9 protein-coding genes are annotated in these 14,504 nt (G+C 71.9%); 4 read left to right on the forward strand and 5 right to left on the reverse strand.

Annotation, left to right across the window (positions count from 1 at the left end; all coding sequences use genetic code 11):
• Nucleotides 1-12 precede the first annotated feature (12 nt).
• Complete coding sequence (locus AAH979_RS31805) at nt 13-1,398, reverse strand: GntR family transcriptional regulator (protein WP_346261829.1); 1,386 nt, start codon at nt 1,396-1,398, stop codon at nt 13-15.
• A gap of 172 nt (nt 1,399-1,570) precedes the next feature.
• Here AAH979_RS31805 and AAH979_RS31810 point away from each other — a divergent pair, with 172 nt between their 5' ends.
• Nucleotides 1,571-4,285, forward strand: coding sequence for a M14 family zinc carboxypeptidase (locus tag AAH979_RS31810; protein WP_346261830.1), 2,715 nt, complete (start codon nt 1,571-1,573; stop codon nt 4,283-4,285).
• Nucleotides 4,286-4,434: 149 nt separating this feature from the next.
• Here AAH979_RS31810 and AAH979_RS31815 read toward each other — a convergent pair whose 3' ends face one another.
• Nucleotides 4,435-5,376: an aldo/keto reductase gene (locus AAH979_RS31815; protein WP_346261831.1), complete on the reverse strand. Its 942-nt coding sequence runs from the start codon at nt 5,374-5,376 to the stop codon at nt 4,435-4,437.
• A gap of 46 nt (nt 5,377-5,422) precedes the next feature.
• Here AAH979_RS31815 and AAH979_RS31820 point away from each other — a divergent pair, with 46 nt between their 5' ends.
• Together AAH979_RS31820 and AAH979_RS31825 are read left to right on the forward strand one after the other, a co-directional pair.
• Nucleotides 5,423-6,868, forward strand: a complete 1,446-nt coding sequence (locus AAH979_RS31820) for a PLP-dependent aminotransferase family protein (protein ID WP_346261832.1) — start codon at nt 5,423-5,425, stop codon at nt 6,866-6,868.
• Between the two features lie 119 nt (nt 6,869-6,987).
• Nucleotides 6,988-7,539 carry a dihydrofolate reductase family protein gene (locus tag AAH979_RS31825; RefSeq protein WP_346261833.1) on the forward strand — a complete coding sequence of 184 codons (552 nt, stop codon included), beginning with the start codon at nt 6,988-6,990 and terminating at the stop codon, nt 7,537-7,539.
• Nucleotides 7,540-7,630: 91 nt separating this feature from the next.
• On the opposite strand, the gene AAH979_RS31830 is transcribed toward AAH979_RS31825, so the two are convergent.
• Nucleotides 7,631-9,802, reverse strand: a complete 2,172-nt coding sequence (locus tag AAH979_RS31830; RefSeq protein ID WP_346261834.1) for a glycogen debranching N-terminal domain-containing protein — start codon at nt 9,800-9,802, stop codon at nt 7,631-7,633.
• Nucleotides 9,803-10,031: 229 nt separating this feature from the next.
• Here AAH979_RS31830 and AAH979_RS31835 point away from each other — a divergent pair, with 229 nt between their 5' ends.
• Nucleotides 10,032-11,036: a hypothetical protein gene (locus tag AAH979_RS31835; RefSeq protein ID WP_346261835.1), complete on the forward strand. Its 1,005-nt coding sequence runs from the start codon at nt 10,032-10,034 to the stop codon at nt 11,034-11,036.
• A 92-nt stretch (nt 11,037-11,128) separates the two neighbouring features.
• Here AAH979_RS31835 and AAH979_RS31840 read toward each other — a convergent pair whose 3' ends face one another.
• Together AAH979_RS31840 and AAH979_RS31845 are read right to left on the reverse strand one after the other, a co-directional pair.
• The gene (locus tag AAH979_RS31840; RefSeq protein WP_346261836.1) at nt 11,129-13,972 is read right to left on the reverse strand and encodes an immune inhibitor A domain-containing protein; all 2,844 of its coding nucleotides are present in this window, start codon (nt 13,970-13,972) and stop codon (nt 11,129-11,131) included.
• A 303-nt stretch (nt 13,973-14,275) separates the two neighbouring features.
• On the reverse strand, nt 14,276-14,437 hold the full coding sequence (locus tag AAH979_RS31845; RefSeq protein WP_346261837.1) for a hypothetical protein: 162 nt from the start codon (nt 14,435-14,437) through the stop codon (nt 14,276-14,278).
• Nucleotides 14,438-14,504: the final 67 nt, after the last annotated feature.

Raw genomic sequence — 14,504 nt, forward strand, 5'->3', positions numbered from 1 at the left:
GCTGCCGGCCGGTCAGCTACGGTGCGCCTCGCCGAGGGTACGGGCGATGTGCGCGTGCCGGTCGTGCTGCAGGGTGGTGGCGATCCGCACGTGCGCCCTGCCGTCGCCGCACGCGACGAACGGGGCCCCGGAGGCGACGCCGATGCCGTCGGCGGCCAGCGACCGGATCGCGGTGGCGGCGTTGCGGACCTGCACCCAGACGGAGAGCCCGGCCACGCCGGTGGGTGCCAGCCCGTGCTCGTGCAGGGCCCGGACCATCCGCTGCCGGCGCTGCCGGTAGCAGCCCCCGGCCAGCCGGATCGCCGCCTGGGTCTGCGGGTCGGCGAGCATCTGTGCCAGGGCGCGCTGGGTCAGCACCGACGGCCAACTGCCGGTCGCCTTCTGCCGGGCACGTACCCGGGACACGACCCGGCGGATCCCGGCCAGCGCGCCGACCCGCAGGTGCGGCCCGTGCGACTTGTTCCAGCTCCGCACCAGGAGGGTCTGCTCCGGCAGGTACTCGCCGAGCGAGACGTCCGGGGTCGGGGCGAGTTCGTGCGCGGTGTCCTGCTCGACGATCACGATGTCCCGGCCGGCGAGCATCGGCGCCAGCGCCTGGGCGCGGCGCCGGGACAGTGCGTGGCCGTGCGGGCTGGCCATCCGGGACTGGAACAGCAGCATCCTGGGCTGGGCGGTCAGGGCCAGTTCGATCGCCTCGGGCAGCGGTCCCTCCTCGTCGCAGACCACCGGGGTCGCCTGGGCCCGGTGGTCCTCGACGATGTCCAGCAGCGACGCGGCGGCGACCTCCTCGACGACCACCCGGTCGTGCGGACGCAGCAGCACGTCGGCGACCCGGTGCACGGCGTCGTGCGCACCGCTGGTGACGGTGAAGTCCTCGGCCTCGAACGGCCAGCTCGGGTGCAGGACGGCGGCCAGGTGCGGGTCCACGGTGTCGTCCGGATAGCTGCGCCAGCGGGTGCCGAGCACCGCCTCCGCCATCGGACCGGCCAGGTCCGGCAGCAGCGCCGGGTCGGGAAAGGCGGTGGAGAGGTCCAGCCCGACCCGGGCCGGGGCCGGGAGGCTGGCGTAGCGGCGACCGGCCAGCCGGCCCGGGCCGCCCACGAAGCTGCCGTGCCGCCGGTCGGAGTGGATCAGCCCGCGTTGCCGCAGTTGGGCCCAGGCCGAGGCGATCGTCGTCGGACCGACGTGCAGTGCGGCGGCCAGGGCACGCACGGTGGGCAGGTGCAGCCCCTGGCCGAGTGCGCCGGAATAGATCAGGTGGCCGAGCCGGTCGGCGATCCCCCGGGCCGACCGGTCGGTGAGCAGCAATGCGAGGGCGCTGGCGTGCAGCCGGTCCGACTGGCGCCCGGGCACCGCGTCGGCGTCCCTGAGCTGGTCGGTGATCCGTGGCTGCGGCACCCCAGCGATCATGGCTCTTGATACATCGCCGTCCATGCCCGGGGCAACCGGGTTGAGGCATTCTTGAGCTTTCGCCGAGCGGCCCGAAGACCGAACAAACGCGAACAGCGACCCCACTGTGGATCTTCACGCCCGCCGCTAGCGTTCAGGCACGGTCGATCTACGACGACTGATGTCGAGTCGAAAGGCCCCCGCGATGCTCAAGACCCGCCCCCCGTTGTTATACGCCGCCTGTGTCGGCCTGGTGGCCCTGGTCGGATCCACCGCCGTCGCACCCACCGCCACCGCCGGCCCCGGCCTCGCCGAAACCGCCGTCACCGCCCGGGCCGCAGCCATCCCCACCCCGGAACAGCACTTCGGCTTCACAATGGGCGCCGAAGGAAAACTCGCCGGCTATCCCGACGTACTCCGCTACCTGAAGCTGGTCGCGGAACGCTCCGACCGGGTCGACTACGAGACCATCGGCCGCACCACGATGGGCAACGAATACGCGACCGTGCTGATCAGCGCGCCGAAGAACCTGCGCCGGCTGGACCGCCTGGTCGACATCAACCAGAAGCTCTCGGACCCGCGCAGCACCAGCCCGGAGCAGGCCCGCCGGCTCGCCGAGGAGGGAGTGCCGTTCTACCACCTGGAGGCGACGATCCACTCCAGCGAGGTGGGCAACGGACAGGCGATCAACGACATCGTGCACCGGCTCGCCACCGAGGACTCGGAGTTCACCAGGAACGTCCTGAACAACTCGGTCATCGTGCTGGTGCCGTCGCAGAACCCGGACGGCCAGCACCTGATCATCGACCACTTCGACAAGACCGCCGGCACGAACTACCGGCGGACCTACCCGGACCTCTACCACAAGTACACCGGGCACGACGACAACCGCGACTGGACGATGTTCACCCAGATCGAGGCGCAGTACCGGCTGGCGCTGGAGAAGAAGTACCGGCCGGCGATCGTGCACATCATGCACCAGAAGGGCAACACCGGCAGCCGGATCTTCGTACCGCCGTACGGCGGGATCACCAGCGAGAACGTGCCGGCGAACATGAGCTCCTCGGTCTCGGCGATCGGCCAGCACGCCGCCCGGGCGCTCGCCGCCGCCGGCAAGACCGGGGTCGGCAGCCTCGACTACCACATCTTCTGGACCCTGGAGCAGCCGGTCGGGTTCTTCCCGTTCACCGGCTCCGGCGTCTACCTGACCGAGATCGCCTCGGTGACCGACTACGCGTACCCGCAGGTGTCGTCGGACGGTCGCCCGCTCGGCCCGCAGCAGGCCCGGATGAGCCTGATCGAGCCGTACCGCTCCGACACCTGGACGCTGGCGGACATCGTCGACTACGCGAAGATCGCCACCTACGCCGGGATGGAGTACACCGCGGACAACGGCCGGGACCTGCTCTACGACAACCTGTACGCGGTGCCGCACGAGTACATGACCAAGGGCGTACCCGCCGGCAGCTACGCGTTCGTGGTGAACGCCGACCAGCGTGACCCGTACGCCACCTTCGAGATGCTCCAGCGGCTGGAGTGGACGCAGGTGGAGATCGACCGGGCCAGCTCGGAGTTCGTCGCCGACGGGAAGCGCTACGGCGCCGGCTCCTACGTGATCAAGATGCGGCAGCCGCGCGGCAACTGGGCGCACCAGGTGCTCGGCACCGACAGGTACCCCGAGGTGCGCGACTGCGCCGAGTGCCCGGTGCTGCTGCCGTACGCGGAGGCGACCACCAGCCTGCCGCTGCAACTCGGGGTCGACGTCGCGGAGATCCGCGCGCCGTTCCAGGCCAACCTGGAGCGGGTCACCTCGGTCACGCTGCCCCAGGTGACGATGCCGCCCGCTCCAGGTGACAAGGGCGCCTACCTGGTCCGCCCCGAGTCGTACGGGACGATCCAGATCGTCTCGGCGTTGCAGGACGCGAACATCCCGACGTTCCGCGCGGCGAAGGGCTTCGGCGCGCAGGGCGGCAGCTATCCGGCCGGTACCTACGTCGTGCCGGCCACCCCGCAGGCCCGCAGCGTGCTGGCGACCGCGTCGGCCAGGGTCGGCCTCCAGGTCACCGCGGTCGCCCGGGCGCCGCGCGTCGCCGGGGTGCAGCTCAAGCCGCAGACCCGGGTCGGCCTGTTCCGGGGCATCGGCAACATGCCGGGCGGCTGGGACATGTGGCAGTTCGACCAGTACGGCATCAACTACGACGTGGTCGCCGCGCAGGACTTCCAACGGAAGTCGCTGAACGAGCTGTACGACACGATCGTCCTGTCGCACGGCATCTCCAAGGACGACATCGTCGAGGGCCTGGACCCGAAGGAGTACGCCGAGGAGTACTCCTGGGCCTACGGGGTCGGCGACCAGGGGTGGCGAAAGCTGGCGCAGTTCGTCCGCAACGGCGGCACGCTGCTGGCGATCGGCAGCTCGGTGGCGACGGTGCAGGAGTTGCTGAACCTGCCGATCAAGCCGGCCCTGCCCGACGACGAGGACCAGTTCGTCACCGGCGGCAGCCTGCTGCACCAGGAGTTCGACCCGGCCAACCCGGTGGCCTGGGGCATGCCGGACTCCTGGCCGGTCTGGCTCTACGACACCCAGGCGTGGGAGCTGACCGGCGCGGGCGGGACGGTGGTGTCGCACTACCCGGCCGAGGGTGAGGTGCTGGCCAGCGGATACCTGCGCGGCGCCGAACACATCCGGGGTGCGGTCAACACCGCGTCCTTCACCGTCGGCAAGGGGCAGGCGGTGACGTACGGCAGCGAGATCACCTTCCGTACCCTGCCCCGGGCGCAGTTCAACCTGCTGTACAACGCGATCTACCACGGCCCGGCGGCCGAGGTGGACGCGACCGGGCTCCAGCAGCTCCGCACCCGGTTCGGGCCGGACGGCGCGCTCGCCGCACGGTAACCCGGCCGGTACGACACCGGGTCCGGGTGGTTCCCGTCGAGGTGGCCACCCGGACCCGCGCCGGTTCCCCCGGTGCCGCGCGCCTGCGCCCGCCCCCGATCCGCCGGGTCAGGCCACCGGGTCAGGCGGCTCTGGTCAGGCCGCCGCGGTCAGGCCGCCGCGTCGAGCCGGGCCCGCTGCTCGGCGGTGAGCACCAGCGCCACCCCGGCCAGCGCCACCCGCAACTGCGCGACCGTACTCACCCCGACGATCGGGGTGGCGGCGGGACTGCCACCGGCCAGCCAGGCGAGCACCACGTGGTTGCGGGTGGTACCGGTCTCCGCGGCGATCTCGTCCAGTACCGCGAGCCGCCGCTCGGTGCCCGGGTGCGCGTACTCCGGCGGCAGCGGCTTGTCCGTTCGGGTGTACTGGCCGCTGAGCAGCGGCGTGTACGCCCACAGCGACATCTCGGGGTGGCACTCCAGATAGTCGACCACCTCGTCGCTGACCGCACCGAACCGGTGCACCACGGTGGGCCGGGTCCCGGGGCGGGGCCGAAGGTAGCTGAGCTGCTGCTGCACCGCCGTGAAGCCGGTCATCCCGTGCGTCCGGGCGAGCTGCCGGGCCCGCTCCACCTGCCAGATCGCGTAGTTCGAGCAGCCGAGCGCGCCGACCGTACCGGCGGAGACGAGTTCGTCGAAGGCGGCGACCGTCTCCGCCAGCGGTGTCCGGCGGTCCTCCTTGTGCGCCCAGTACAGGTCGACGTGGTCCACGCCGAGCCGGCGGAGGCTGCCCTCGATCCCGTTCTTGATCGCCGATGCGGACAGGCCCTCGGCGGTCTCCGGAAACCGGCCGGCCACGGTCGGTTCGCAGCCCACCTTGGTGCTGATCCTGATCCGGTCACGGACACCGGGACGTCGCGCCAGCCAGCGCCCGAGCAGTTCCTCGCTCTGCCCGCCGAACCCGCTGGGATCGGCCCAGAAGGCGTAGCAGTTCGCCGTGTCGATCCAGGTGCCGCCGGCCTCGACGAAGTGGTCCAGCAGTTCGAAGGAGCGTCGCTCGTCCTGGACGGTGCCGAAGAGCATGGCACCGAGCGCGATGGGGTAGGTCATGGCTGGAACGGTAGGCGCGATCGGACGGGCGGTACGCTCCAATCTCGTGGCGGATTCCCAGACCAATTCGGCGTGGGCGACGCTGCTGGACATCGAGCCCCGGGACCGTGCCCGGCGTCCGCTGCACGACCGGCTGACCCGCGCGCTGCGGGCCGCGATCCGGGACGGTCGGCTCGGGACCGGCGCCGCCGTGCCGCCCAGCCGGGCACTCGCCGAGGAACTCGACTGCTCGCGGTGGGTGGTGACCGAGGCCTACGCGCAACTGGTCGCCGAGGGATACCTCGCGGCCCGGGTCGGCTCCGCCACCCGGGTCTCGTGGTCGCCGGAGACCTCGCCGGCACGCCGCAGCGCGCTGCCCCGGCCGGCGCCGCCACCGGTCCGCTACGACCTGGCGCCCGGGCTTCCCGACCTGCGGGCCTTCCCCCGCCGACGCTGGACCGAGGCGGTACACGCGGTCACCGGCTCGGCCGCGCGGTACGACCTCGGCCCACCCGACCCGGCCGGCCACCCGGCGTTGCGCCGCACGCTCGCGGAGTACCTCCGGCGGTCCCGCGGGGCCGACGCGCACCCCGGGTCGGTACTGGTCTGCGCCGGGATCACCGACGGGCTGTTCCGGATCTGCCGGGCGCTGCGGGCGGAGGGGATCGCCGAGGTGGCGGTGGAGGAGCCCGGGTGGGGCCGGCTCCGGGACGCGGTGGCAAGCGCCGGCCTGCGGATCCGCCCGGTCCCGGTGGACCGGGACGGGTTACGCGTGGCCGAGCTGGCCCGGGCGGTCGGGGTCCGGGCCGTGGTGGTCGGCGCGGCACACCAGTTCCCGACCGGGGCGATGCTCAGCCCCGACCGCAGGGCCGAGCTGGTGCGCTGGGCGCGGGCGGTCGACGGGTACGTCGTCGAGGACGACTACGACGCCGAGTTCCGGTACGACCGCCGGCCGATCGCGGTGATGCAGGGTCTGGATCCGCGCCGGGTCTTCCTGGCCGGCTCGGTCAGCAAGACCCTGTCCCCCGCCCTGGGCCTGGGCTGGACGGCCGCGCCGCCGGCCCTGCTGCCGGCGCTGCGGGCGGCGAACGCCGTCGCGGCACCCCCGCCGGTACTGGACCAGCTCGCCCTGGCCACCTTCATCGACCGGGGCTGGTACGACACGCACCTGCGCGCCGCCCGGCGCCGGTTCCGGACCCGGCGCGACGTGCTCGTGCGCGAACTCGCCGCCCGGGTGCCGGACGGCCGGGTGGCCGGCACCGCCGCCGGCCTGCACATCCTGTTGCACCTGCCGGCCGGCACCGACACCGGGGCGGTGCTCGCCAGCGCGGCGGCGGCCGGGCTGCGGCTGGCGGACCTCGACGCCTACCGGGCGCAGCGGTCCGGTCCGCCGGCACTGGTCCTCGGGTACGGCAACATCACCGACGTCGAGATCCCGCCGGCGGTCGCGCTGCTCCGGGCGGCGCTGGACGCGCCGCAGCCGGCCCGCCGACCCTCTCCGCCGCCGGCTTGAGCCGCCGGCACAGCGGTCGGGTCGCCGAGCGCGGGTCCGGTAAGGCCACCTGAAGCGAATGGTAAGGGCGCCCCGGCAGGGTTCTGGTCGACAGCGACGACACCACAGGAGGCACCCCGATGCGCAAGATCATCAGTTCGACCTACATCACCCTCGACGGCGTCATCGACAACCCGGTATGGACGGCGCCGTACTTCGACGAGGAGGCCGGTGCGGTCGCGGCCAGCCAGACCGCGGCCGCCGACGCGCTGCTGATGGGGCGGCACACCTACGACGGATTCGCCGCCACCTGGCCGAAGATGGACGAGAGCGACCCGAGGACCGGTGCGGCGTACTTCAACAGCGTCAAGAAGTACGTCGCCTCGACCACCCTGACCGACCCGGAGTGGAACAACACCGAGGTGCTCCAGGGCGACCTGGTCGAGGCCGTCACCCGGCTCAAGGCCCAGGACGGCGGGGACATCCTGATGTACGGCTACGGCACCGTCACGCACACCCTGCTCAAGGCCGGCCTGCTCGACGAGGTCCGGTTCTGGATCCACCCGGTCTTCCAGGGCGGCCCGACGTTCAGCTCGGCGCTGTCCGACGTGACGACGACGCTGGAGCTGGCCGACACCCGGGTCATGAAGAGCGGTGTGGTCATCGCCACCTACCGGCCGGCTACCGCCTGAGCCACGGTGGGCCCGGTCCCCGCCCGGGTCCACCTCCGCCCGGCCACAGCCGCGCCGCGCCGGGTGGCTGACGAACCGGGCACCGCCCGGGTCAGGCCACCAGCCGCAGATGGCCCCGCCGGCGGTTCACCTCGATCTCCCAACACTGGCCGAAGCCCTGCACCCGGCTGAGCTGGATCCGTCCGAACCGCTCGGGGACGTCCGGGTCCAGGACGAACCGCCCGTCCCGAGCCTCCAGGCCGAACATGGTCCGCAGGAACAGCAGCGGTGCGGCGCTGGCCCAGGCCTGCGGGTTGCAGGCGGTCGGGTACGGCACCGGAACCCGGCCGAACGAGCGGTCGTAGCCGGAGAACGCCTCCGGCAGCCGGTTGTCGGAGTACCGGGCCGCCTCCATCATCGCCTCGATGATCCGGTTCGCCTCCGCCCGGAAGCCGTACCGGGCCAGCCCGTGGGCGATCAGCGAGTTGTCGTGCGGCCAGACGGTGCCGAGGTGGTAGCCGATCGGGTTGTAGCCGCGGTCGCCGGTCGAGAGCGTACGCACGCCCCAGCCGGAGAAGAGTTGGTCGGACATGAGCTGCTGGGCCAGGATCGCGGCCCGCTCCGCCGGCACGATGCCGCTCCACAGCAGGTGGCCCAGGTTGGAGGTCATCGCGTCGATGGTCTGTTTGTCCCCGTCCAGGCCGAGGGCGTAGTAGCCGCCCCGGTCGTCGAGCCAGAAGTCCCGGTTGAACCGGTCGGCCAGCTCGGCGGCCTCGGCACGCAGCCGCCGGGCCAGCTCCGGGTCCGCGTACGGGCCGTCGGCGAGTTCGGCCATCCGCAGCTTCGCGTCGTAGGTGTAGCCCTGGATCTCGCAGGTCGCGATCGGCAGCACCGGAATCGTCCCGTCGGCGGACTGCACCCCGTTCCAGGAGTCCCGCCAGCACTGGTTGCCCAGCCCCTGGCTGGACCGGGTGGCGTACTCGACGTAGCCGTCGCCGTCGGAGTCGCCGTACTCGTCGATCCAGCGCAGCGCCGCGTACGCGTTGTCCCGTACGTCGTGCAGGAGCTGGTCGTCCCCGGTCCAGCGCCAGTACTCGGAGAGCAGCACCAGCCAGAGCTGGGTGGTGTCGGAGGCACCGAAGTACGGGTTGTGCGGCTTGACGCCGAGCCGGGTCAGCTCACCGCTGCGGTACTCGTGCAACATCTTGCCCGGCTCCCGGTCGGTGAAGTCGTCGAGGTCCGTGGCCTGGTGCGCGGCGAGGGTCAGCAGGGTGCCCCGGGCGAGTTCCGGCCCGCCGATCATCGCCTGGTACGCCGTGATCAGCGAGTCCCGCCCGAACACGGTGAGGAACCAGGGCAGCCCGGCGGCGGTGATGACCACCCGCTGCCCGGAGACCTCCTTCTCGACCCGCATCGACACCAGGTCGGCCACGGACTGGTGGTAGACGTCGCAGACCAGGTCGGAGTCGGCGTGCACGTCGGGTCGGCTGGCCCGCCACCGGTTGGTCGAGTCGCTGGCGTCGCCGACCTCGAACACCTCGCCGAACTCGCGGCGGGTCGGCACCACGTCGATGTTGACGTACCGCAGCGGCACGTGCAGCTCGACCTGCCAGCTCTCCCCCGGGTGCAGGTCCAGGTCCCAGACCAGGTCGTCGCCCTCGACCCGGCTCGCGGGCGGGATCGCCAGGACCTGGGTGCGGGTCGTGAACCCCTCGTTGTCGTACTCGAAGCAGAGCTGGGAGCCGTCGGCCTCGTGCTCCCGGACGATCTGTCCGGACCGGTCCCGGAGCTGCTCCTTGATCTCGAACAGGTCGGCGAAGTCGACGTCGACCGCGAGCCGCAGCTCGATCGGCACCCGCTCGTCGGCGAAGCACTGCACCGCGATCCGCTCGAACATGCCCTCGCCGACGAACCGCTGCCGGCGGATCCCGATCCGGTTGGCGGGCAACTCGGGCAGCTCCGCGTTGGCCAGGAAGAAGGCCGCCGAGAACGGGTCGACCGAGCTGGACCCGAGCAGCAGCGGTCGGACGCCGTCCAGTAGGAGCTGCCAGCGGCTCAGGAAGCGGGTGTCCTCGTGGACCAGCCCGCCGATCGAGCCGGCCGGCACGTCTCCGAGCGCGTCGGAGAGCATGAACGACAACCCGTCGAGTACGCCGACCGCGTCCGGGCCCAGCTCGGGCGGCAGGTCACGATCCGTCCCGCTCGGAGACGTGCCGCCAGGCACCGGCTCGGGGCTCGGGTCGGCGGGAGTCGGCCGCCGTCGACCGGTCGTCGTCACGCGCACCTCCGAGAGGGGAACGGATTGCGTGCATATAGCCCGTAATGCTACCTGGTGGCAGCCCGGTGGCCTGGCTAAACGCCAGGATGCGGCCGGCGCAGCCCCACTCCCGACCGGGCGGCCACCGCACCGGTCCGGTCGCCGACCGCCTCCAGTTCGCCTCCAGTCTCCGTTCAATCGATCTTGTGAAGCTGGCGGCGCCGGAGCAGCGTTCCGGAACGGATGGTGCGCACAGATGCCTGACCCGCGAGAGCCTGAGACCGGCCAGCCGCACGACCTGCACCGCGACTGGCCCACGGACGACCCGGACGCCCGCTACGACTGGGCCGCCGTCGAGCCGGGCGGCGAGTACCTGGTCTCCGGCCACCGGGGCAGCGCACGTTACCTGGGCTTCTCGCTCACCGCCGGGCGGGCCGGCGCGCACCCGCCGATCCGGGCGGTCGCCAACCTGACCCACCGCGACCTGCCGATCGGGCCGGACGGCACGTTCCGGCTCCACCTCGGCGGCAGACCGCGTACCGAGGACGCCTGGTTGCCGCTGGAGCCTGGCACCTCGGCGTTGCGCATCCGCCAGTTCTTCTCCGACTGGGAGACCGAGCAGCCGGCCCGGTTCCGGGTGGAGCGGCTGGACCTGCCCGGCCCGCCGGAGCCGGTCGGGATCGAGCCGGTACGGCCCGACCTCGGCGTAACCGGATCCTTCGACCGCTCCGCCGCCCTCCTGCCGGGGTACGTGGCGAACCGCAGCGCACCAAACATGTTCGCCGAGCCGGCCAGGACGGTGCCCAGGGCGGACGGTCTGCTGGACGACGTCGCCGCCGCCGGCCGGCTGGTTCTGGACGCCGACCAGGCCGCCGTGATCGAGCTGCCCGGGGCGGAGTGCGAGTACTGGGGGATCCGGTTGGACGGCCACTGGTACGGGTCCCTCGACCACGCCCACCGGCAGACCAGCCTCAACGGCCACCAGGCGATCGCCGACCTCGACGGCGTCGTCCGGGTCGTCGTCTCGGCCACCGATCCCGGCGTGCTCAACTGGCTGGACTCGGCGGGGCATCGGGAACTGGCGATCGCGGCGCGCTGGCAGCTCGTCCGCCCACCGGCGCCGGCCCCGACCGTGCGGATCGTCCCGGCCGACCGGATCGGCCGGTACCTGCCGCCGGACACCCCGCGGATCACCCCCGCCGAGCGGCGGACCCGGCTGCACCACCGGGCGGTCGCGGTACGCCGGCGGTTCGGCAGGTAGCGGCGGCAGACTGGCCGGAACCGGACGGGGCCGCCGCCAGCGGGGTGCTGGCGACGGCCCCGGAAACGCTGTCGAACCTCTCCGGTACCGGGCTACGGCGCCGCCGTGGGCGGCACCACCTGCACGACCGCCCACTGGTTGCGGTGGCCGGGCTGGAGCAGGTCGAACCGGACACCGAAGTTCAACCCGACCTCGCCCGGGTTGCCGGTGCCGGTCAGGACTCCGCCACCCAGGTCGATGCCGTACTGGCTGCGCGCCGGCTTGCCGTTCTTGTCCACGGTCCGCACCGAGTACGGCGCGTTGCCCTTCGAGGGCAGCACGACCGACGCGTCGGCGTCGCGGAAGAACAGCGGGCTTTCGGCGTCGAGGTCCGGCCGGTACTCGATGCCCGGGTACCAGCCCTTGCTGTCGGTGAACGACCTGACCCCGGGCTGCGCCTTGAACTTGGTGCAGTACGCGCTGAACGGCTCGCTCGGCGCCTCGTAACACTCGGTGAACGGGTACGTCTTGCCGAACCCGAACGCCGCATTCGACGACTGCGGCCGCGAGGGCAGGTTGTCCAGCCCCGACGGGTCCTTCGCCGCCGCCGTGCCCTGCCGGCGGTACGGGTCGAAGTGCGAGTCCACGATCAGCAGACCGCCCTTGGAACCGACACTCGGCGGGTCGTAGAGGTTGTTCAGGACCAGGTTGAGGTCGCCGTAGCTGGTGTCCCGGTACCAGACGAGCATGCCCGGGGCGTTGTACGGCACCCGGTCCACCTTCCAGGCACCCTCCCGGCTGTAGTTCGTCTGGTACGCGTACTTCAGGCCCTCGTCGAAGCCGTCGTGGTTACGCCACTCGGCGAGGTAGTAGTGCGCGAACGAGAACTCGCCGGGCGAGATGGCCCAGCCGGCCCCGGTGGTGGTGGTGAAGCTGCCGACGGTCGCGGTCCAGCCGTTGGCACCGCTCTCCACGTCGTCCGACCAGACGGCGGCGCCGTCCGCGGTGACCGAGAAGTCGTCGGTAAACCAGCCGGTGTCCTCGAACCCGGCGTCGGTGGCGTACCGCAGCCGCAGTTGCACGGTCTGGCCGGCGAAGCCGGTCAGGCTGACGTAGTCGTGCCGCCACTGCCCGCCGGTGCTGCCGGTCAGGCCGTATTTCTTGTCGCCGTAGTCGTGCATCCGGCCGTTCGGGTCGGCGTAGCCGTCGTCGGTGGAGACGAGGTTGCCGGCGGAGTCGAAGACCTTCTGCTCGGCCCAGGTGCTGCCACCGTCGGTGGAGACCTCGACGAAGCCGTAGTCCCAGTCCGCCTCGATGGAGTAGTTGTTCCAGAGCCAGAACCGCACGTCGCCACCGGCCGGCACCTGGAGGGTGCGGGTCAGCCGTACGTCGGCCCAGGACTGGTCGTTGCTGGTCCACCACTGGCCCGCCCCGCTGTGCGGGGTGGAGAGGGTGATCTGCTTGGCCGGCAGGTTCACCCGGACCCCGTCCTCCGTGCCGACCGGGGTACGCGAGGTCTGCCCGAGCTTGACCCGGGCCGGGTCGTCGCCGGGGTTCAGGATCACCGGGTCGGCCCAGCCGAGCACGAACTTGTCCCAGAGCCCCATGTGGGTGGGGATGCCCTGGAAGATCGGGCCGGTGTGCGAGCCGGACGACATCAGGTCCCAGAAGTCGACGTCCGAGTCGCCGCCGGAGCCGATGTCGTACAGGTCCGGCAGGCCGAGGTCGTGGCCGTACTCGTGGGCGAAGACGCCGACGCCGGAGTCCTCGGGCTGGACGATGTAGTTGCTGATCATCTTGTCGGTACCCGGGATGGTGTGGCCGGGCACGATGGCGGACGAGTGCGCCCAGATCGCGTACGGGCCCTCGGCGCCACCGCCGCCGGACTTGTCCTCACCCGCGTGCACCAGCACCAGGTGGTCGACGACCCCGTCCGGCTCGTTGAAGTTGCCGTCGCCGTCGGCGTCCGCGGTGTCCTCGATGTCGTAGTCGGCCCACGGGAAGTCCGGGTTCTGCGCGGCCAGCACGTTGACCGCGTCGACGCCGAGCGCGCCGGGCCCGGCCGGGTTGTCCGGGTGCCCGTTCATGTCCTGGCTGGCCCCGGCCACCCATTCGCCGTCGACCTGCGTGCAGGTGTCGGCGCCGTACCACGCCTCGGAGTGCGGCACGGTCACCCAGGGGGTCGCCTGGCCATCCACCGTGTACGCGCCCTTGGACATCTCCAGGTACATGTTGCGCATCGTGTAGCCGCGCAGGTCGATGCCGCGCCGGCCGTCCGGGCCGCGCAGGTCGGTGCGGACCCGCTCGGTGATGCCCTCGCGGCTGTAGAGCATCTTGTTGTAGAACTCGGTGGAGAAGTCCGGCACCCACATCGAGTTGTTGTCCGGGTGCGACGCCTTCGCCGGGTTCGGGATGTTGTTGTGCAGCGGCCCGTTCTGGACGTTGCCGGGCACGCACTCCCGCTCGTTCTCCGGCGTGGTCGCGTCGTCGAACGTCGCGCGTGGCACCATCACGCCGGTGAAGTCGTCGTCGGCGTCGGGGTTGAACTCGACCAGGATGGTCAGCAGCTTCGCGACCTGCGTCTCGTCGGCCTGCTTGTAGCGGATGTGCCGGGGGTTCTTGCCGGTCCGGATCGCCTCCGCCTCGGTCTTGGCCAGGCCCCGGGCCGCCACCGGGTTGCCCTCGACGAACTTGCGGCCGAACGCGGTGACCGGATCGGGCCGCTCCTGCTTGACCTTGCGCTTGCCGCCCTGGACCGCCACCTCGGGGCCGTCGCTGGGTCGCTCGACCTTCGGGTCGACGTAGTTGATGTAGTAGTCCCGCTCGGTCGGCGTGAACCGGGCCGCCCGGTCAGCGGTCGCCGGCCCGGCACCGCTGATCGCCACCCCGGCCGCCGCGACCAGCAGCACGGGTACCGATGCCGCGAGCAGGCGCCGTCGCCCGGCTGCCCATCTCATCCCCCCGCTGACTGTCAGTCGTTGCACGTCCCTCCCCTTCCGCGCTTCCCTGAGCGAAGCAATCACCCCGCGCATCCGCTCGGACACGCGGGCAACGACAGGGACGCTATGCGACAGCACGGCCACGGACAACCACCGTTGTCTTTTCGGCATCACACAACCGTCCAACCGGGCAGTCCGCGCTTGTCCGTCCATCACGTACGTTCCCGGCGAGCAGCCGTGACGCCTCGCACCGGCACCGAGCGGGGTGCCCGACACCTCCGCCCCGGCGCGCAGCGGCCCGGACCGCGCCGAGTCCGGCCGCTACCCGGACCGCTTCGCCGGCTGCCTCGACCGGGCCGGCCCGGACCGTCCTGATTGGCGCAGCAGCCAACCGGCCGACTGCTGGCGGACCTGGTCGATGGAGGTCAGCGCGGCACCGATCACGGCCGCGTCCGGGCCGAGCAGGGCGGGCCGGACGGTCACCGGTGCCCAGTCCGTGGTCAGCGCTGGTCGATCTCGGCCCGGGCGTTGGCGGTGAGCCAGGACGCCA

The organism is Plantactinospora sp. ZYX-F-223, assembly GCF_039649625.1.
Classification (GTDB): domain Bacteria; phylum Actinomycetota; class Actinomycetes; order Mycobacteriales; family Micromonosporaceae; genus Plantactinospora.

Excerpts from the sequence above, each read along its gene's own strand:
- AAH979_RS31810 (WP_346261830.1), top strand. The coding sequence starts at position 1,571 with ATGTCGAGTCGAAAGGCCCCCGCGATGCTCAAGACCCGCCCCCCGTTG.
- AAH979_RS31815 (WP_346261831.1), bottom strand. The coding sequence starts at position 5,376 with ATGACCTACCCCATCGCGCTCGGTGCCATGCTCTTCGGCACCGTCCAG.
- AAH979_RS31825 (WP_346261833.1), top strand. The coding sequence starts at position 6,988 with ATGCGCAAGATCATCAGTTCGACCTACATCACCCTCGACGGCGTCATC.
- AAH979_RS31835 (WP_346261835.1), top strand. The coding sequence starts at position 10,032 with ATGCCTGACCCGCGAGAGCCTGAGACCGGCCAGCCGCACGACCTGCAC.
- AAH979_RS31840 (WP_346261836.1), bottom strand. The coding sequence starts at position 13,972 with ATGAGATGGGCAGCCGGGCGACGGCGCCTGCTCGCGGCATCGGTACCC.